This window comes from Streptomyces sp. NPDC001507, from assembly GCF_042894765.1.
Taxonomy (GTDB): domain Bacteria; phylum Actinomycetota; class Actinomycetes; order Streptomycetales; family Streptomycetaceae; genus Streptomyces.
In genome coordinates this window covers 12754-30414 of sequence record NZ_JBIAVV010000010.1, presented here as the reverse complement: position 1 = coordinate 30414, position 17661 = coordinate 12754, and the positions used below count along the sequence as shown (strand labels likewise).

At 74.3% G+C, this 17661-nt stretch carries 14 protein-coding genes and 1 pseudogene; 7 read left to right on the top strand and 8 right to left on the bottom strand.

The genetic code is table 11. From position 1 onward, the window contains the following. Window positions 1-63: 63 nt before the first annotated feature. Window positions 64-918, top strand: coding sequence for an LLM class F420-dependent oxidoreductase (locus tag ACFY0K_RS30010; protein WP_390642445.1), 855 nt, complete (start codon window positions 64-66; stop codon window positions 916-918). A 16-nt stretch (window positions 919-934) separates the two neighbouring features. Here the strand turns inward: ACFY0K_RS30010 and ACFY0K_RS30005 are convergent, their stop codons facing one another. The 3 genes from ACFY0K_RS30005 to ACFY0K_RS29995 all read right to left on the bottom strand — a co-directional run bounded on the left by ACFY0K_RS30005 (window position 935) and on the right by ACFY0K_RS29995 (window position 3458). Next, window positions 935-1543 (bottom strand): TOPRIM nucleotidyl transferase/hydrolase domain-containing protein, encoded by a 609-nt coding sequence (locus tag ACFY0K_RS30005; protein WP_390642730.1) that lies wholly within the window; start codon window positions 1541-1543, stop codon window positions 935-937. A gap of 203 nt (window positions 1544-1746) precedes the next feature. After that, the gene (locus ACFY0K_RS30000) at window positions 1747-2646 is read right to left on the bottom strand and encodes a PhzF family phenazine biosynthesis protein (protein WP_390642444.1); all 900 of its coding nucleotides are present in this window, start codon (window positions 2644-2646) and stop codon (window positions 1747-1749) included. A 29-nt stretch (window positions 2647-2675) separates the two neighbouring features. Further along, a complete protein-coding gene (locus tag ACFY0K_RS29995) occupies window positions 2676-3458 on the bottom strand; it encodes a TetR family transcriptional regulator (RefSeq protein WP_390642443.1) in 783 nt (260 codons plus the stop codon). A gap of 100 nt (window positions 3459-3558) precedes the next feature. Here ACFY0K_RS29995 and ACFY0K_RS29990 point away from each other — a divergent pair, with 100 nt between their 5' ends. Continuing rightward, the gene (locus tag ACFY0K_RS29990) at window positions 3559-4821 is read left to right on the top strand and encodes an FAD-dependent oxidoreductase (RefSeq protein ID WP_390642442.1); all 1263 of its coding nucleotides are present in this window, start codon (window positions 3559-3561) and stop codon (window positions 4819-4821) included. Window positions 4822-4834: 13 nt separating this feature from the next. Here the strand turns inward: ACFY0K_RS29990 and ACFY0K_RS29985 are convergent, their stop codons facing one another. Next, window positions 4835-5416, bottom strand: a complete 582-nt coding sequence (locus ACFY0K_RS29985) for a TetR/AcrR family transcriptional regulator (RefSeq protein WP_390642441.1) — start codon at window positions 5414-5416, stop codon at window positions 4835-4837. Between the two features lie 153 nt (window positions 5417-5569). Between ACFY0K_RS29985 and ACFY0K_RS29980 the strand changes: the two genes are divergently transcribed. After that, window positions 5570-6643, top strand: a complete 1074-nt coding sequence (locus tag ACFY0K_RS29980; protein WP_390642440.1) for an aldo/keto reductase — start codon at window positions 5570-5572, stop codon at window positions 6641-6643. Between the two features lie 13 nt (window positions 6644-6656). On the opposite strand, the pseudogene ACFY0K_RS29975 reads toward ACFY0K_RS29980, so the two are convergent. Further along, window positions 6657-7004: pseudogene (locus tag ACFY0K_RS29975) on the bottom strand (prolyl aminopeptidase); the annotation flags it as partial. A 94-nt stretch (window positions 7005-7098) separates the two neighbouring features. Here ACFY0K_RS29975 and ACFY0K_RS29970 point away from each other — a divergent pair. Next, the gene (locus tag ACFY0K_RS29970) at window positions 7099-7509 is read left to right on the top strand and encodes a hypothetical protein (protein WP_390642439.1); all 411 of its coding nucleotides are present in this window, start codon (window positions 7099-7101) and stop codon (window positions 7507-7509) included. 70 nt (window positions 7510-7579) lie between these two features. On the opposite strand, the gene ACFY0K_RS29965 is transcribed toward ACFY0K_RS29970, so the two are convergent. Together ACFY0K_RS29965 and ACFY0K_RS29960 are read right to left on the bottom strand one after the other, a co-directional pair. Then, window positions 7580-9979, bottom strand: a complete 2400-nt coding sequence (locus ACFY0K_RS29965) for a SpoIIE family protein phosphatase (RefSeq protein WP_390642438.1) — start codon at window positions 9977-9979, stop codon at window positions 7580-7582. Window positions 9980-10109: 130 nt separating this feature from the next. After that, entirely contained in the window at window positions 10110-10601 is a 492-nt protein-coding gene (locus ACFY0K_RS29960; RefSeq protein ID WP_390642437.1) for a MarR family winged helix-turn-helix transcriptional regulator, read from the bottom strand. A 134-nt stretch (window positions 10602-10735) separates the two neighbouring features. On the opposite strand from ACFY0K_RS29960, the gene ACFY0K_RS29955 reads away from it, so the two are divergent. Both ACFY0K_RS29955 and ACFY0K_RS29950 read left to right on the top strand, forming a co-directional pair. Further along, a complete protein-coding gene (locus tag ACFY0K_RS29955) occupies window positions 10736-12100 on the top strand; it encodes a pyridoxal phosphate-dependent decarboxylase family protein (RefSeq protein WP_390642436.1) in 1365 nt (454 codons plus the stop codon). 117 nt (window positions 12101-12217) lie between these two features. Then, window positions 12218-14233, top strand: a complete 2016-nt coding sequence (locus tag ACFY0K_RS29950; protein ID WP_390642435.1) for a sigma-70 family RNA polymerase sigma factor — start codon at window positions 12218-12220, stop codon at window positions 14231-14233. A gap of 84 nt (window positions 14234-14317) precedes the next feature. Here the strand turns inward: ACFY0K_RS29950 and ACFY0K_RS29945 are convergent, their stop codons facing one another. Beyond that, a complete protein-coding gene (locus tag ACFY0K_RS29945; protein WP_390642434.1) occupies window positions 14318-16435 on the bottom strand; it encodes a SpoIIE family protein phosphatase in 2118 nt (705 codons plus the stop codon). A 188-nt stretch (window positions 16436-16623) separates the two neighbouring features. Here ACFY0K_RS29945 and ACFY0K_RS29940 point away from each other — a divergent pair, with 188 nt between their 5' ends. Further along, window positions 16624-17568 (top strand): RNA polymerase sigma-70 factor, encoded by a 945-nt coding sequence (locus tag ACFY0K_RS29940; RefSeq protein ID WP_390642433.1) that lies wholly within the window; start codon window positions 16624-16626, stop codon window positions 17566-17568. Window positions 17569-17661: the final 93 nt, after the last annotated feature.

Here is a 17661-nt window from a genome sequence, read left to right as displayed (position 1 = left end):
GCCCTTGTCGATATTTCGACGGTGATCGGAATACGGGTCTCGGCCCCCTCGGTTGTCCGGGGCATGGACGAGATCCCCAGCAAGATCGACCTCGGCGCCTTCGGTGTGTGGCGCCACGACAGGACCGAACCCGAACTGGCCGTGGCACTGGAAGGCCTGGGCTACGGCACCCTCTGGCTCGGCAACGTGACCGACCCGGACCTGGCCGAAGCCGAACGCCTGCTGGACGCCACGGACCGTCTGGTGGTGGCCACCGGCATCGTGAACATCTGGTCCAACCCGGCCGACCGCGTCGCCCGCGCGTACCGGCGTATCGCCGGACGCCACCCGGACCGCTTCCTGCTGGGCGTCGGCGCAGGCCACCCGGAGGCCACGAAGGAGTTCGTGCGGCCGTACGAAGCCCTCAACGCCTATCTGGACGTCCTCGACGCGGGCGGTGTCCCGGTCGCCCGGCGGGCGCTGGCGGCCCTCGGCCCCCGCGTCCTGCGGCTGGCCGGCGACCGCACCGCGGCCGCGCACCCCTACCTCGTCACCCCCGGGCACACCCGCCGGGCCCGCGAACTCCTGGGCGTCCGACCGCTCCTCGCCCCCGAACAGAAGGTGGTCCTGGAGACCGATCCCGCCAAGTCCCGCGCGATCGGCGACGCCACGCTCGGCTTCTACCTGGGCCTGACCAACTACGTCGGCAACCTGCGCCGCCTGGGCTTCGACGACACCGACCTCGCGGACGGCGGCAGCGACCGTCTCTTCGACGCGCTCATCGTGCACGGCGGCCCGGACCGGGTGGCGGAGGGCGTCCGGGCCCATCTGGACGCGGGCGCCGACCACGTGGCGGTGCAGTTGCTGCACGCCGACGGCGCCGACCCGCTGCCGGGGTACCGGGCGCTGGCGGGGGCGTTGAAGGCGGGAGGCGAGTAGGCCGCGGCCCCGGCGGTCAGAGAGCCGCGAGCAGTCCGTCGAGCGGTGCGGGCACCCGGTCGGCGTCCAGGGCCTCGACGAGGACCCGGCCGTAACGGATCTTGCGGCCCGACGTCGTCCCGAGGAAGCGGCGGAACTGCTGCTGCGCGGTGCGGCCCTGCTGGGCGGGCTGGTTCAGGAAGGTGCGCAGGGCACGGTGGTCGCCCTCGGCACGGGCGAGTTCGGCGACGCGCGGCGGGCCGAGGGCGCGGACCAGTTCGTCCTCCAGGTCGGCCGCGCAGACGAAGAGGCCGTCCGGTGCGGCGCCGGCCCGCGCCAGGCCGCGGGTGTAGTACGGGAGTTCGCGTTCGTCGCAGAGCCCGGTCAGGCGCAGGCCGAGGCCGGGCGGTCCGAGGAGGCGGGCGAACCGGCCGGCGTTCATCGCTCCGCCCATCGGCAGCGCGCAGACCCCTTCGGCCGCCAGGTCCCGGCCGCGCCGGGCGGCCAGCGCCTCGACGGCCGCGAGGTCGCTGGGCCCTTCGAGCAGTACGGCGACCCGGACGCCGAGCCGTTCGGCGAGTTCCCGCGCGGGCTCCTCGGGGCCGCCGCGGCACCACGCGCCGACGGCCTCCCGGAACTCCGCCATGCCGGGCGGGCGGGGCGTATGCGCCGGGTCCGCTCCGCGTGCCGCGTCCGGTGTATCCGCCGCGTCCGCCCTATCGGACGCGTCCGCCGTGTCCGCCGTGTCCGCCGTATCCGTACTGGGATCCGTCATGGGACGAGTCTCCGCCCGGTCCGGTGGCGGTGCCACGGAATATCCGGGCGCCGCAGGACCGGGGGAGCGCAGGCTCAGACGATGCGGGCCCCGGTGCCGCCGACGTGCACGCGAGGGTCGCCCGCGCGCAGGGTGACCGTGAGTTCGCCGGGGCGGCCCAGGTCCTCGCCCTGGTGGAGGGTGAGGACGGCGTCCTCGGGGACCAGGCCGAGCTCACGGGCGTAGGCGCCGAACGCGGCGGCCGCGGCGCCGGTCGCCGGGTCCTCGACGACCCCGCCGACGGGGAACGGGTCGCGGACGTGGAAGACGTCGGCCGACTCCCGCCACACCAGCTGCACGGTGGTCAGGTCCAGGCGGTGCATCAGCGCTTCGAGGCGCGCGAAGTCGTAGTCGAGGTCCGCGAGCCGGGCGCGGGTCGCCGCCGCGAGCACGAGATGGCGGGCGCCGGCGAACGCGATGCGGGGCGGGAAGGCCGGGTCGAGATCGGCGGCCGGCCAGTCGAGCGCGGCGAGCGCCTCCGTGAGGTCGGCGCCGGCGATCTCCTCGGTGTGCGGCTCGACGCTGGTGAGCGTGGCCCGGACCGTCCCGCCCTCCTCGGTCACCGCCACCGGCACGGTGCCCGCGCGGGTGGCGAACACCAGCTCTCCGGGGCCGGTCCGCTCGGCGAGCGCCACGGCGGTCGCGATGGTGGCGTGCCCGCAGAACGGCACCTCGGCCTTGGGGCTGAAGTAACGGATGGTGTACGCCCGTCCGGCCCCGTCGCCGGCCCCGTCCTTGTCCCCGCCGGCGAGGCCCGCCGGGGGCGCGGTCAGGAACGCGGACTCCGAGTAGCCGAGTTCGGCGGCGATGGCGAGCATGGCGGCGTCGTCCAGACCGGTGGCGTCCAGTACGACCCCCGCGGGGTTGCCGCCCTTGGGGGAGCTGGAGAAGGCGGTGTAGCGCAGGATCTCGGGCCGGGGCGCGTTCGTCGTCATGGTGGCGGCAACACGGGCCGGACCGGCGGCTATTCCGGACCGCGGGCGGGGTCCGGGCGGTCCTGGTGCTCCTGCCGGGGGTGGTGGGTGGCGGTGATGCCGGCGAGGACGAGATCGATGCCGTCGAGGAACTGCTCGCGGTCGTCGTGCCCGCGGATCTGGTCCGCGACGGCCCGGGTGAACGGGTACTCGCCGGGGTCGAGTTCCTCCCACGCCGTCGACACGGTGTCGAGGAACCCGGCGCGGTCCGCGCCGGGCGGCAGGGCGCGGCCGATCGCGGCGTTCACGGCGTTCTGGCCGGCGGCGCCGAGGACGTAGTGCACCAGCGCCGAGGTCACCGTGAACCAGCTGCTCTCGGGCACGTCGAGGGCACGGACCTGCTGACCGATGCTCTCGAAGATCCGTGGCGTCACCGTCCCCCAGGGACTGCGGGAGAGCTGCGTGGCGAGCTGCGCCGCGAGCCACGGATGCCGCGCGATCGCGTCGAACAGCCCGAGCGCGACGGCCCGGACCGCGTCCTGCGGCGAGACCGGGGCCCCCGCCCCCTGCGACGGCGTTCGCGGCGCCTCGACGGCGGGCCCGACGGCCACGGCGGCGGCGACGACCGCGTCCGTGGCGGCGGCGAGCAGCTCGTCCTTGTTCGCCACGTGCCAGTAGATCGCGCCGGGGCCGGTGGCCAGGCGTTCGGTCAGGGCCCGGAACGTCAGCCCGCTCTCACCGGCCGTGTCGAGCAGCTCGACGGCGGCCTCGACGATGCGCTCGCGGGAGAGCGCGTCCGTGCGCCGCTGTGACCGGCGTGTCCGCGTTGCCATGGGCCCATCTTGACACGCCTGGAGCGCCGTTCCAACATGGAACGGAATTCCAATCTGGAATATCGTTCCATCCGGGCTGGTCCACTTACGAGGAGTCACCATGCGCACGCCCGTCACGATCGTCGGAGCCGGACTCGGCGGCCTCACGCTCGCCCGCGTCCTGCACGTCCGCGGCATCCCGGTCACCGTCTACGAGGCGGAGGCCTCCCCGGCGGCACGCACACAGGGCGGGATGCTCGACATCCACGAGCACAACGGCCAGCCGGCGCTCCGGGAGGCGGGCCTGTACGAGGAGTTCCGCGCCCTCGTCCTGCCGGGGCGCGAGGCGGCCCGGGCCCTCGCCGCCGACGGCACCGTGCTCTTCGAAGAGGGCGACGACGGCACGGGGGGCCGCCCCGAGGTGCTCCGCGGCGAGCTGCGCCGGATCCTGCTGGAATCGCTTCCGCCCGGCACCGTCCGCTGGGGCCACAAGGTCGGCGCCGTCCGCGCCCTCGGCGGGGGCTGCCACGAGGTGACGTTCGCCGACGGCACCACCGTCGCCACGGACCTGCTGGTCGGCGCGGACGGCGCGTGGTCACGGGTACGGCCGCTGCTGTCCGCGGCCGTACCCGCGTACACCGGCACCTCGTTCGTCGAGACCTACCTGTACGACGCCGACACCCGGCACCCGGCCGCCGCGCGGGCGGTCGGCGGCGGGGCGATGTTCGCGCTCGCACCGGGAAAGGGGATCCAGGCCCACCGGGAGACCGGCGGCACACTCCACACGTACGTGGCGCTGCGCAGGTCCCAGGAGTGGTTCGCCGCGGCCGGCTTCACCGGTGCTGCGGGTCCTGCCGGCCCTGCGGGTCCCGCCGAGCCGGCCGACCCTGCCGGGTCCGCCGCGCGCGTCGCGGCGGAGTTCGACGGCTGGGCCCCCGAGCTGACCGCGCTGATCACCGACGGAGATACCCCGCCGGTCCTACGCCCCCTGTACACCCTGGCCGCCGGCCACCGGTGGGACCGGGTGCCCGGGGTGACCCTGGTCGGCGACGCCGCCCACCTCATGATCCCGAACGGCGATGGCGCCAACCTGGCGATGTACGACGGCGCCGAACTCGGCAAGGCCCTCGCGGCCCACCCGGACGACACCGAGGCTGCCCTCACCGCGTACGAGCAGGCCATGTTCCGCCGCAGCGCCGCGGAGGCCGCCGACGCGGCCGACCTCCACGAGCGCATGTTCGGCGAGGACTCCCCGCACGGGCTGATCGCCATGTTCACCGGCTCCGGCGCCGGAGCCGGAGCCGAAGCCGAAGCTGAGGCCGGTGCCGGTGCCGGTGCCGGTGCCGGTGCTGAAGCTGAGGCCGGTGCCGGGCAGACCGCGTGAGCGGTACGGGACCTCACGCCGCCGTGTTGCGCAGCCCCGTGACGAGAAGGGCGACCAGGCGGCGGGCGTCGTAGCCGGGGTCGCTCTCCGCGCCGATGCAGAGGTTGCCGACGCCGCGCATCAACTCGACGGCCGCCAGGTCGGTGTGGACCTCGCCGGACTCGGCCGCCGCGTCGAGGAGCCGGGTGCAGACGGGGACCAGGCTGTCCAGGAAGTAGGCGTGGAGGGCGTCGAAGCCCGCCTGGTCGGCACGCAGGGCCGCGGCGAGCCCGTGCTTGGTGACCAGGAAGTCCACGAAGAGGTCGATCCAGCGGCGCAGCGCTTCGTAAGGGGTCGGGGAGTCGGCCAGCAGCGCCGGGCCGGCCTCGGCGCAGGCCTCCACCTGGTGCCGGTAGACGGCGATGATCAGGTCGGCGCGGGTCGGGAAGTGCCGGTAGATCGTCGCCGTGCCGACGCCCGCACGGGCCGCGATGTCGCGCACCGGCGCCTCCACGCCGGATGCGACGAACGCCGCCGCGGCCGCCTCCAGCAGGGTCGTCTCGTTGCGCCGGGCGTCCGCCCGCCGGGGCCGGACCGCCTGCTCCTCGTCCTTCATCGCGCGTCCTTCGTCGGGCGTCCTTCGACGGGTGCTCCGTCGGGGGTCACTCTATCGGGGCGTTGCTAAACGGGACGGCGTTCCGTATCGTCGTGGACGTGAAGCGGGACAGTGTCCCGTTTGTGTCGAGTGTGCCGTGTGAGGAGAACAGCCATGCAATACCGCACCTTGGGCCGTACCGGTGTGCAGGTCAGCGCGCTCGGGCTCGGCGCGATGAACTTCGGGGCGATCGGGCGGACCACCCAGGAGGACGCGACCGCGATCGTCGACGCCGCCCTGGACGCCGGGATCAATCTGATCGACACCGCCGACATGTACGGGCAGGGCGAGTCGGAGGAGATGGTCGGCAAGGCGATCGCGGGCCGCCGCGACGACATCGTGCTGGCCACGAAGGCCGGCATGCCGATGGGGGACGAGCGCAATCACCGTGGCGGGTCACGGCGGTGGCTGGTCACCGCGCTGGAGAACAGCCTGCGGCGGCTCGGCGTCGACCACGTCGACCTCTACCAGATACACCGCTGGGACCCGGCCACGAGTGACGAGGAGACCCTGTCGGCGCTGACCGATCTGCAACGCGCGGGGAAGATCCGCCACTTCGGCTCCTCGACCTACCCTGCGTACCGGATCGTGCAGGGTCAGTGGGCCGCCCGTGAGCACGGCCTGAGCCGGTACGTCACCGAACAGCCCAGCTACTCGATCCTCCAGCGGGGCATCGAGTCCCATGTCCTGCCCGTGACCGAGGAGTACGGGATGGGCGTCCTGGTGTGGAGCCCGCTGGCCTCCGGCTGGCTGTCCGGCGCCGTGCGCAGGGGCCAGGCCGTCACCACCAGCCGCGCCACGCTGGCGCCCGAGCGCTTCGACCTGACCCTGCCCGCCAACCAGGCCCGGCTCGACGCCGTGGAGCGGCTGGCCGCCGTCGCCGACGGGGCCGGGCTGACACTGATCCAGCTCGCCCTCGGCTTCGTGACCGCACACCCCGCCGTCACCAGCGCCCTCATAGGCCCGCGCACCCGGGACCACCTGCGCTCCCAGCTCGCCGCCGCCGACATCGTGCTCTCCGCGGACGTCCTGGACGCGGTCGACGCGATCGTCGCCCCCGGCACCGACCTGGCCGCACACGAGAAGTTCGACACCCCGCCCGCCCTCCTCGATTCGGCCCTGCGCCGCCGCCGAGGGGCAGAGACGCGAGGCGCAGAGGTGCGAGGGGCGGAGGGGTCGGGGAGCTGACAAGCCGGCGTGTCTAGCGGCCCTCGCCGAACCGCGCGATGGCCGTCAGGACCGCCCGGTGCATCGCGGGACTGCCGGTGTGCCCCGCGTCGTCGATCACCTGCAGCTCCGCCTCCGGCCAGGCCTTCGCCAGTTCCCACGCGGTCTTCAGCGGGCTGCCGATGTCCAGCCGGCCGTGGATCAGCACTCCGGGGATGCCGGCCAACCGGTGGGCGTCCCGCAGCAGCCTGCCGTCCTCCAGCCAGGCGTCGTGGGCGAAGTAGTGCGCGCAGATGCGGACGAAGGCCACCAGGGCGTCGTCGGGGCGGTCGCTGTAGGCGCCCGGACTGCCCAGCACCTCATGGGCGATGACGGCGTCCTCCGCGCGGGCGGCCGCCGCACCGGCGCACGTACTCGGGTCGGTCTGAGTATCCGCACTCTGTCCGGCGCCCTTGCCCGGCCGGGACTCTGGGGGCATGGGACTTCACAGGCCCGTTCTGCGGGCGGCGGCGCCGGCACTCGTGCTGGCCGGGGTGTCGGTGGTGGCCTGGGCCGCCTGGCTGGGCTGGGACCAGCGCCAGGAGGTGCGGGCCGACGGGTCCGTCAGCGGGCCGTACGAGGCCTGGCAGGTCGCCGGGCTCGCCGCGACCCTGCTGGCGGCGGTCTGCTGCGCGGCCGCCCGGGGGCACAGTGCCGCCGCCGTGGCCGGTACGACCGTGGGGCTGACCCTCGCCGCCTACGTCGACTGGTCGGGCGAGGCCAGTGGGCTGTTCATGGTCGGGGTGGTGCTGGTCATGGCGGGGAGTTTCGTCGCCTCCGCCGTCGTCACGGCCGTCGTGTCCGTCCTGACCGACACGCTCGGTCGCGACCGGCCGCTCACCCGGTAGGCCACGCGGCCCGCCCGCTGGGTCACGTGGCCCGCCCGGTGGGTCACGCGGTTCGGGCCGGGTGCGCGGCTCACGCCGGCAGGGGCTGTTCCGCCCAGATCGTCTTGCCGGTGGGGGTCTGGCGGCTGCCCCAGCGTTCCGAGATCTGGGCGACCAGGAGCAGGCCCCGGCCGCCCTCGTCGTAGACGCGGGCCCGGCGCAGGTGCGGGGCGGTGCTGCTGCCGTCGGAGACCTCGCAGATGAGGGAGGCGTCGCGGATCAGGCGGAGGGCGATCGGGCCGTCGCCGTAGCGGACCGCGTTCGTGACCAGTTCGCTGACGATCAGTTCGGTGGCGAAGACCGCGTCCGTCAGGTCCCAGGCGGCCAGCTGTTCGCAGGCCATCTTGCGGGCCCTGGCGACGGCGGCCGGGTGCTGCGGGAGCTGCCAGGTGCGGACCTTCGCGGTGTCCAGGGCGGAGGTACGGGCGAGCAGGAGGACGATGTCGTCGGCCGGGCGGTCGGTCAGGACCGTGCGCAGGACGTGGTCGCAGATCTCCTCCAGGGGCGCGGCCGGCTCGGTGAGGGCCCGGCGGAGCAGGCCGAGACCCACCTCGATGTCGTGGTCGGCGGTCTCCACCAGGCCGTCGGTGTAGAGGGCGAGCAGGCTGCCCTCCGCGAGCTCCACCTCGGCCGACTCGAAGGGCAGGCCGCCCAGGCCGAGCGGCGGGCCCGCCGGGAGGTCGAGGAAGCGGACGTCGCCGCCGGGGGTGACCAGGGCCGGCGGCGGATGACCGGCGCGGGCCATGGTGCAGCGGCGGGTCACCGGGTCGTACACGGCGTACAGGCAGGTCGCGCCGATGTCGCCGGCCGACGCCGCCTCCGCCCTGCCGGGCATCTCCGGGCCCTCCTCGCGGTCGAGGCGGAGGACCAGGTCGTCCAGCTGGGTGAGGAGTTCGTCGGGGGCGAGGTCGACGTCCGCCAGCGTCCGTACCGCGGTGCGCAGGCGGCCCATGGTGGCCGAGGCGCGGATGCCGTGGCCGACCACGTCGCCGACGACCAGGGCGACCCGGGCGCCGGAGAGCGGGATCACGTCGAACCAGTCGCCGCCGACGTCGGCACCGGCCCCGGTGGGCAGGTAGCGGTAGGCCACCTCTGTCGCCGCCAGACCCGGCGGCCGGCCGGGCAGCAGGCTGCGCTGCAGGGCGAGCGCGGTGCGGCGCTCGCGGGTGTAGCGGCGGGCGTTGTCCACGCTCACCGCGGCCCTGGCGACGATCTCCTCCGCGAGCCGCTGATCGTCCTCGGTGAACGACTCGGGCGTGCGGTGCCGCAGGAAGTGGACGAGGCCGAGGGTGACGCCGCGGGCCCGCAGCGGAACCATCAGCACCGAGTGGATCAGGTGCCGGGCGACGGACTCGGCGTGGGCCTGGGAGGCCCTGAGCCAGTCCTGCATGCCGGGGTCGCCGGGCCGGTGGCGGGTGCCGTGGCCGGCGAGCAGCGTCCGCATCGGAGGCGTGTCCATCGGGTAGCGGAACGCGTCGCCGGGGGCGAACGCCGCTTCCGGGCAGCCCGCCAGCACCGACCGCTGGGCCGCCCGGCGTACGGCGACCGGTTCGCCCGGTGTCAGGGGTTCCGGCTCGTCGCCGAGAGCGACGGACTCCAGCAGGTCGACGGTGACGAAGTCCGCGAACCCGGACACGGCCACCTCGGCCAGTTCCTCGACGGTGCGGGTCACGTCCAGGGTGGTGCCGACGCGCAGACCGGCGTCGTTGAGGACGGCCAGGTGGCGGCGGGCCCAGTACTGCTCCGTGGTGTCGAAGACCACCGCGGACAGGCCCTGCACCGTGCCGTTCTCGTCCTTCAGCGGGGAGAAGTACATCGACCAGGAGTGCTCCCGGATCTCGCCCGGCGCCTGGGCGTGCTGTTCGTGGAAGATCGTCCGCCCGGTGCGCAGGACCTGCCGCTGCAGGCGGTCGTACTCGTCGAACGGGAAGCCGGGCTCGATCTCCGAGAGGGTCAGGCCCCGCATCTCCGTCGCGGGCAGGCCCATGATCCGGGACATGGCGTCGTTGGCGGCGACGAGCCGGGCGTCGCGGTCGTAGATCGCCACCGGCGTGGGCAGTTGGGCGAGCGTGAGGTCCCACAGGGCCGCCGCGCCGGGCTGCTCGCGTCCGGCCACGGTCGTCCGCGGGGCACCCGTCACCAGCCAGAGCGGCCTGTCGCCCGCGTCCGCGAGCGGGATGCCCTGGAGGTGTACGACGATCCGGTCGCCGTTGCGGTGCAGCAGCGCCACCTCGGTGGACCAGCGCTGCCCGTCGGCGAGGTGCCGGCGCGCGGAGACGGGCAGGTCGGCCGCGAGCAGCGTCAGTGCGGGACGGCCGACGACCTCGGCGGGTTCGTATCCGAGGAGTCGCCGGGCCCCCGCACTCCACACCAGGACCGCGCCGTCGGCGTCGACGACGACCGCCAGGTCCTCCGGTACGCGACCCTGCATGGTGCCTCCGGCTGTCCGGATGTCCCTCCCAGGATCCCGCCGCCCTGATCCCCCTTCAACCGGCGGCTGGGCCGGGGGCTGGACCGGCGGCTCGGCGGGACCGGTGTGCGATGACGCCCGTGGGGAGCCGTCAGCCGGTGTCTTCGCGCAGGGCCCGGTCGATCGCGGCCAGCGCGCCGGTCAGCCGCGTGTAGTCGTCGGCCGACAGCGGCCCGACGAAGAACTCCTCCACGACCCGGGCGTGCACGGCGACCGCGCCCAGGAACGTCGTACGCCCCTCGGCGGTCGGCTCCACCAGGGCCACCCGCCGGTCCCCGGGGGACGGCACCCGCCGGACCAGCCCGGCCTCCTCCATGCGGTCGATCAGGCGGGTGGTGCCGCTGCTGGTGAGGGTGAGGCCGTCGGCCAGCTGCCGCTGCGAGACCTCCTCGCCGGACCGACGGCAGAGCAGGATCAGCACTTCCAGCATAGTGTGGCTGATCCCGCACTCCCGGCGCAGCGCGCCGTCGATGCGCTGCTCGAGGCGGGTGGCGGACGTGATCAGCAGCCCGAAGTCCCGGACGAGCGGGCTGTCGGCGGCGCGGGCGGCGGCTTCGGCGTCGTGCTGGGGCGTGGAGTTCATCGAGACCGACCTTACTGCTTCCGCAATCACTGATCAGTTTGTTACTGACTCGATTATTACTGACTAGATGATTGCTGACTAGTCAATGAAATCGTACGGTGGGGACACCGCGAGCGAGAGCGAGAGGAAGATCCGTGGATCTGCAGCACTGGCTCGGCCGAGCCACCGAAGCGGTACAGGAGTGGGCCGGCACCTTCGGCCCCTACCGGTCCCACCCGTCCCTCGACGTCGCCGACGACCGCTTCGCGCCGGTGTTCGCTGAGTTCACGGACCGGCTGAGGGACAACTACCCCTTCTTCCACCCGCACTACGCCGGCCAGATGCTCAAGCCCCCGCACCCGGCGGCGGTGGTCGGGCACCTCACCGCGATGCTGATCAACCCCAACAACCACGCCCTGGACGGCGGCCCCGCCACCGCGGCGATGGAACGCGAGGCGGTCGCGCGGCTCGCCGCGATGTTCGGCTACGACACCCACCTCGGCCACCTCACCACCAGCGGCACCATCGCCAACCTCGAAGCCCTCTTCGTCGCCCGTGAACTCCACCCCGGCCGGGGCGTCGCGCACAGCGCCGACGCCCACTACACCCACGGCCGCATGTGCCACGTCCTGGACATGACGAGCCACCCCGTCCGCACCGACGACCGGGGCCGGATGGACCTCGACGCGCTGGCGGAGGTGCTGGAGACCGGTGACGTCGGGACGGTCGTCGTCACCGCCGGCACCACAGGGCTCGGCGCCGTGGACCCCGTCCACGAGATCCTGCCGCTGGCCGAGCGGCACGGCGTCCGCGTCCACGTCGACGCGGCCTACGGCGGCTTCTTCACGCTGCTCGCCGGCGCCGACGGCCCCGAGGGGCTGCCGCCCGAGCCCTGGCGGGCCCTCGCCCGGGCCGACTCGATCGTCGTCGACCCGCACAAGCACGGACTGCAGCCCTACGGCTGCGGCGCCGTCCTCTTCCGCGACCCCGAGGTCGGCCGCTTCTACCTGCACGACTCGCCGTACACCTACTTCACCTCAGGCGAGCTCCACCTGGGCGAGATCAGCCTGGAGTGCTCCCGCGCCGGTGCCGCGGCGGCGGCCCTGTGGCTCACCTTCCGGCTGCTGCCGCCCACGCCCGACGGCCTCGGCCGGGTGCTGGCGGCCGGGCGCCGGGCCGCCCTGCGCTGGTCGGACCTGATCGAGACGTCCGACACCCTGGAGCTCTACCAGCGCCCGCAGCTGGACATCGTCACCTACTTCCCGGCCACCGACCCGGCCGCCCTCACCGCGATCGACGCCGCCTCCGCCCGCGTCCTGGCCGACGGCATGGCCGCCCCCGACCCGGTCTTCCTCAGCACCCTCAAGGCCGACCGCGCGGCCTTCGGCGCCCGCCACCCCAAGATCACGGCGGACGCGGACGGCGCCCGGATCCTGCGCAGCGTCCTGATGAAGCCGGAGTCCGAGGACCACGTCGAGGACCTGCACGAGCGGGTGGAGCGGCTGGCGGTACCCGACTGAGCGGGCGGCAGGGCGGGCGGCAGGAACCCGCCCGCCGGGCCGCCCGATAGTCTGGCCGCGGCTTTCCGGTACGCGGTTTTCTGTTATGCCGACGGTGTCGGCCGACCCTCCCCTTGCATGAGCGACTTCTCACCCAGTGGACATGACGCGTACGCCGCCGTCGTCAGCGCCGCCCAGGCCGGCGACCAGCGGGCGCTCGACGTGCTCGTGGCGGACCATCTGCCCCTCGTCTACAACGTCGTCGGGCGTGCCCTGAACGCCCCCTCCGACACCGACGACGTCGTCCAGGACGTCATGCTCCAGATGGTCCGCGACGTGGGGCAGTTGCGCGATCCCGCCGCGTTCCGGTCCTGGCTGGTGGCGATCGCGATGCGCCAGGTGCGCCGGCACTGGCGGCTGCGGCGGGCGGCGCCGCAGGCCGGCCCCGAGTGGCTCGACGAGACCGCCCGGCTCGCCGATCCCGGCGCCGACTTCGCCGACCTGACCATCGCCGTGCTGCACCTGTCCGAGCAGCGGCGCGAGACCGCCGAGGCGACCCGCTGGCTGGACGCGGAGGACCGCGAACTGCTCGCCGTGTGGTGGATGGAGGTGGCCGGTCAGCTGACCCGCGCCGAACTGGCGGCGGCCCTGGAGATCCCGCCCGCGCAGGCTGGTGTCCGGGTGCAGCGGCTGAAGGCCCGGCTGGAGGTCGCGCGGGCCGTGGTGCGGGCCCTGGAGGTGGTGCCGCGCTGCCCGGACCTGGACGGGATGCTCTACGGCTGGGACGGCCGGCCGAGCGGTCTGTGGCGCAAGCGGGTGGCCCGGCACACCCGTGAATGCCCGGTCTGCGACGGGGTGTTCGCCGCAGCCGACGTGGTCCCGGCCGAGCGGCTGCTCGCGGACCTGACCCTGGTCCCGGTCCCGCCGGTACTGGCCGCACTGACGGCGGCGGCCCTGCGGGCGGGCGGCGGCAACGCCACCACGGCCGTGCACAGCACCACGGCCGCGCACACCACGCCGGCCGCACCCACCACGCACACGGCCGAACTGACCAAGGCAGCCACGCTGACCAAGGCGGCCTCCGCCGGAAAGCTCGCCGCCCTCCTCTCGCTGGCCGCCGCGGGCGTCGCCGGTGTCACGATCGCCGCGGTCGCCCTCGCGGCCGGTCCGAGCGAGCCGTCGTCCCCCACGGCCGCCGCGCTCTCCGCGCCGCCCACCGCCCGCTCCGCGCCGCCCACCGCGTCCGCCTCCCCCGCACCGTCGGCCTCGCCGTCCCCCTCCGCCCGGCCGCACGCCACCGGCAAACCGGCGACCACCGCGGCGGCGGCCCCGAACCCCACGACCGCCGACACGAGGCTCCCGGTCCGCGCCGCCTTCTACTACCCCTGGTACGACAAGAACCCGCACACCGACGGCGGCAGCCAGTACACGGCCTCGGCGCCCGACTACGACCAGGACGACCCGGCAACCGTCGACCGGCAGATCAAGGACATGCAGTACGGCGGCCTCCAGGCCGGCATCGCCTCCTGGTGGGGCGCCGGCAAGCGCGAGGACAAGCGGATGCCGCTGCTGATGTCCGAGGGCGCCAAGCTGGGCTTCTCCTGGACGGCGTACTACGAGAACGAGGCCTACGGGAACCCCTCCGTCACCCAGATCCACAGCGACCTCGGCTACCTGCGCAAGTACTCCGACCAGAAGACCTGGCTGCACATCGACGGCAAGCCGGTGATCTTCGTGTACGCGGCGGGCGGCGACGGCTGCGACATGGTCGACCGGTGGACCGAGGCCAACCGCACCGCGGGTTACTACGTCGTCCTCAAGGTGTTCGGCGGCTACCGCACCTGCGCGAACCAGCCGCAGGGCTGGCACCAGTACGCGTCCAGCCTGGACCTGCAGCAGGGCTACTCGGCGATCCTGTCGCCGGGCTTCTACAAGTACGACGCCGACGCGCCGGTCGTCCCCCGCGACCTCGACCGCTTCCGCCGCGACGCCCTGACCGTCGCCACCTCCGGCGCGCCCTTCCAGCTGCTCGTCACCTACAACGAGTGGGGCGAGGGCACCGCCGCCGAGTCCGCCACGGCCTGGGCCAGCCCCAGCGGCCACGGCGCCTACATGGACGTCCTGCACGAGGTCTTCACGGCCCACCCCCGCTGACGGCTCGGGTCAGCCGGCGGCCGCCACCTGCTCGGCGAACCCGAGTTCGCGCAGTGTGCCGCCGAGCGGCGTCAGGGGCCCGGTTCACGCGTGCGGGCGCCCGGTCCGCAGCAGCAGTACGGCGAGGTCGTCGGTGTGGCCGCCGGCCGGCCAGGCCTGCTGGACGAGGTCGTCGATGAGGCGCTCCAGGTCGCCGACGTCGGCGCGGGCTAGGTGCTCGGCGAGGCCCGCGGTGGCGTGGCCGGGGTCGGTGCCGGGGCGTTCGACGAGGCCGTCGGTGTAGAGGGCGAGGACGGAGCCCGCCGGGAGCGGGCCTCGGGTGAGGGGGTAGCGGGCGCAGGCGTCGACGCCCAGCGGCGGCCCGGGATCGAGGCAGAGGGGGTGTGCCCGGCCGGCCGCCGGACGCAGCAGCGGCGGCACATGACCGGCGCCGGCCAGGGTCAGCTCCTGCCGGGCCAGGTCGAGATGGAGGTAGAGGCAGGTCACCAGGAGGTCGGGGGTCAGGTCGGCGAGCAGCCGGTTGGTACGGGCGATGACCTGGTCCGGGGCGGCGCCGGCGGTGGCGTGCGCGTGGATGGCCGTACGGACCTGGCCCATCAGGGCGGCCGCGGCCATGCTGTGGCCCTCCACGTCGCCGATGACGGCGGCCGCGCAGGTGTCGTCCAGGCGCAGCAGGTCGTAGAAGTCGCCGCCGACGTCGATGCCGTGCCCGGCCGGCAGGTAGCGGGCGGCGACCGCGAGACCGGGCACGGTGGGCAGGCTGCGCGGCAGGAGCGCCTGCTGGAGCTGGTGGACGAGGTGGTGCTGGGTGTCGTAGAGGCGGGCCCGGTCCAGGGCCTGGGCGAGCAGGCCGGACAGCGGGGTGAGGACGGCGCGTTCGTCGGCGGTGAAGACGTGCGGGTGTTCGTAGGAGAGGATGCAGGATCCGACCGGGCGTCCGGAGATGATCAGGGGCAGGTAGGCCCACGCCTGTTTCCCGCTGAGCCGCGCTACCCGGGGGTAGTTCCGGGCCAGCTCGGCCGGACTGGCGAAGAAGGCGGGGACGCCGCTCGCCAGGACCTGCCCGGACGGGGTTTCACGGGTGCCGAGGGGGAGGGCGTCGAGGCGTTCGACGGCCTCGGCGGAGTAGCCGTGCTGTCCGGCGATCCGCAGGCGGCCCGCCTCGGTGATGCTGAGCAGGAACCCCTGGGCGCCGAACGCCGGCAGGATCTGGTCCGCGATCAGCGCGACGAGGTCCCGGGTGGTCACCGTCTCGGTGAGCGCGGCCGCCAGGTGGACCAGCTGGTAGAGGCGGCCGGGCGTGGTCGGGGCAGGCTCCGCGCGCCCGCTTCCGGCGTCCGTCGCCGCCTCCTCCCCGGCGGTGATGCGCACGCTGATGCCGCTGGCGTCCGGGTGGAGGTGGAAGGTCAGCCACTGGTCCGGTGGGCGGAGCGCGCTGAAGGACACCGGCGCCCGGCTGACGACCGCCAGCCGGTACCGCTCCTCGTACCGCAGGTCGTCCAGCCACGGCAGGGACTGCCAGGGCCGGGTGCCCAGCAGCCGGTCGGCGTCCCGGCCGAGCAGCCGCGCGGCCGGGGCGGACATGAACGTGACCCGGCCCTCCAGGTCCAGGGCCAGGGCACCCTCCGGGATCCGGTCGAGGAAGTCGGCGGCGGCCGTCGCGGTCTGGGCCGGATGACGCTGCGAGTCCACGGCCACGGCACGCGGCCGGTCGGGGAGGGTGGGCGGCACCGGCGAGTCGTCCAGGAGCCGGGCCAGATTGCGGGCGCTGGCCGTGATGTGGTGCCGTTCGCGGGCGGTGGCGCGGGGCGGGTGGTCGGCGGGCCACATCAGCACGACCCCGCCCCACCTGCGGCGCACCCCGCGCAGTGGGGCCGCGGCGAGCGCGAAGGGGTACGGCAGGACGGTCGCGGCCCGCGGGTAGCGGCGCGCCATCTCGTCCTGGGAGCCGACCCAGACCAGGTGGTCCTCCTCGATCGCGTCGGCCACCGGGACGGGCGCGGTCAGCGGCAGCCGCTGCCAGGGCGCGGTGAAGTCGACGGGCAGCCCGCACAGCGCCACCAGGCGCAGCAGCGCCGCCGGCTCCTCGACGAGGTACACGCCGCCGATCGCCGCCCCCGTACGGCGCACCATGTCGGCCAGTGCCATACCCAGGGCATCGTCGACCGAGAGGTCACCCCGGGGCTGGGCACGGAGCCGCATGACGTTCGTCCTCCGGTCGTGTGCGGTGAGCGGCGGACGCCGCACGGAACCTCTGCCGGGCCCGCTATGGCGGCGTATACCACGCATTGACGACAATATGCGCATACCTCGCACGGCACCGGTGATCGAACCGCGACCGGCCGACGGCGCGTCGCGGCACTTCCGGCCGAGCGCCTAGGATCCGCAGCATGGCAGCGACCGTTACCGACGTGGACCGGTTCGAGGCGGCCCGGCCGCGCCTCGCGGCCATCGCCTACCGCCTCCTCGGCTCCGCGAGCGAGGCCGAGGACGCCGTGCAGGACACCTACCTGCGCTGGCAGGCCGCCGACACCGCCCGCATCGAGGTCCCCGAGGCCTGGCTGACCAAGGTGCTCACCAACCTGTGCCTCAACCAGCTCACCTCGGCCCGCGCCCGGCGCGAGACCTACGTGGGCCAGTGGCTCCCCGAGCCGCTGCTCGCCGGCGACCCGATGCTCGGCCCCGCCGACACCGCGGAACGGCGGGAGTCGGTGTCGTACGCGGTCCTGGTCCTGCTGGAGCGCCTCGCCCCGGCCGAGCGCGCCGTGTACGTGCTGCGCGAGGCCTTCGACTACCCGCACCGGGAGATCGCCCGGATCCTCGACCTCACCGAGGCCGCCAGCCAGCAGATCCTGCACCGGGCCAGGAAGCACGTCGCGCAGGGCAGGGCCCGCACCGAGGTCGACGAGGCGGCGGCCCGGCGGATCATCGAGGAGTTCCTCGCGGCCGCGGCCAGCGGCCGGACCGAGCCGCTCGTCCGGCTGCTCACCGAGGACGCCGTCGCGGTCGGAGACGGCGGCGGGAAGGTCCCGGCGGCGGCCAGGGCGTTCGAGGGTGCCCTCGCGGTCGCGAAGTTCATGCGGGGCCTGTTCAAACAGGGCCCGGCCCAGCGGGCCCTGGTCGGCGGCTCCGTCGAGCTGTACGCCACGACCGCCAACGGCGGCCCCGCGCTGGTGGCGACCGTGGACGGCCGGGTCTTCGGCGTGATGTGCCTGGAGATCACCACCGAGGGCATTGCCGCGTTCCGCAACCAGGTCAACCCCGACAAGCTGGAGCGCGCGACCAGGCAGTGGGCGGCGACGGCCCACGGCCAACCCCTTGCCCGGCTCTTCTGAGCCCTTCCGAGTTCTCCCCGGCGATGTGAGCCGCTTCACATCGCCCTCCTGTCAGGAAACGGCGGGCCGCCCGGTTCAGGGGGCGACCCGCTG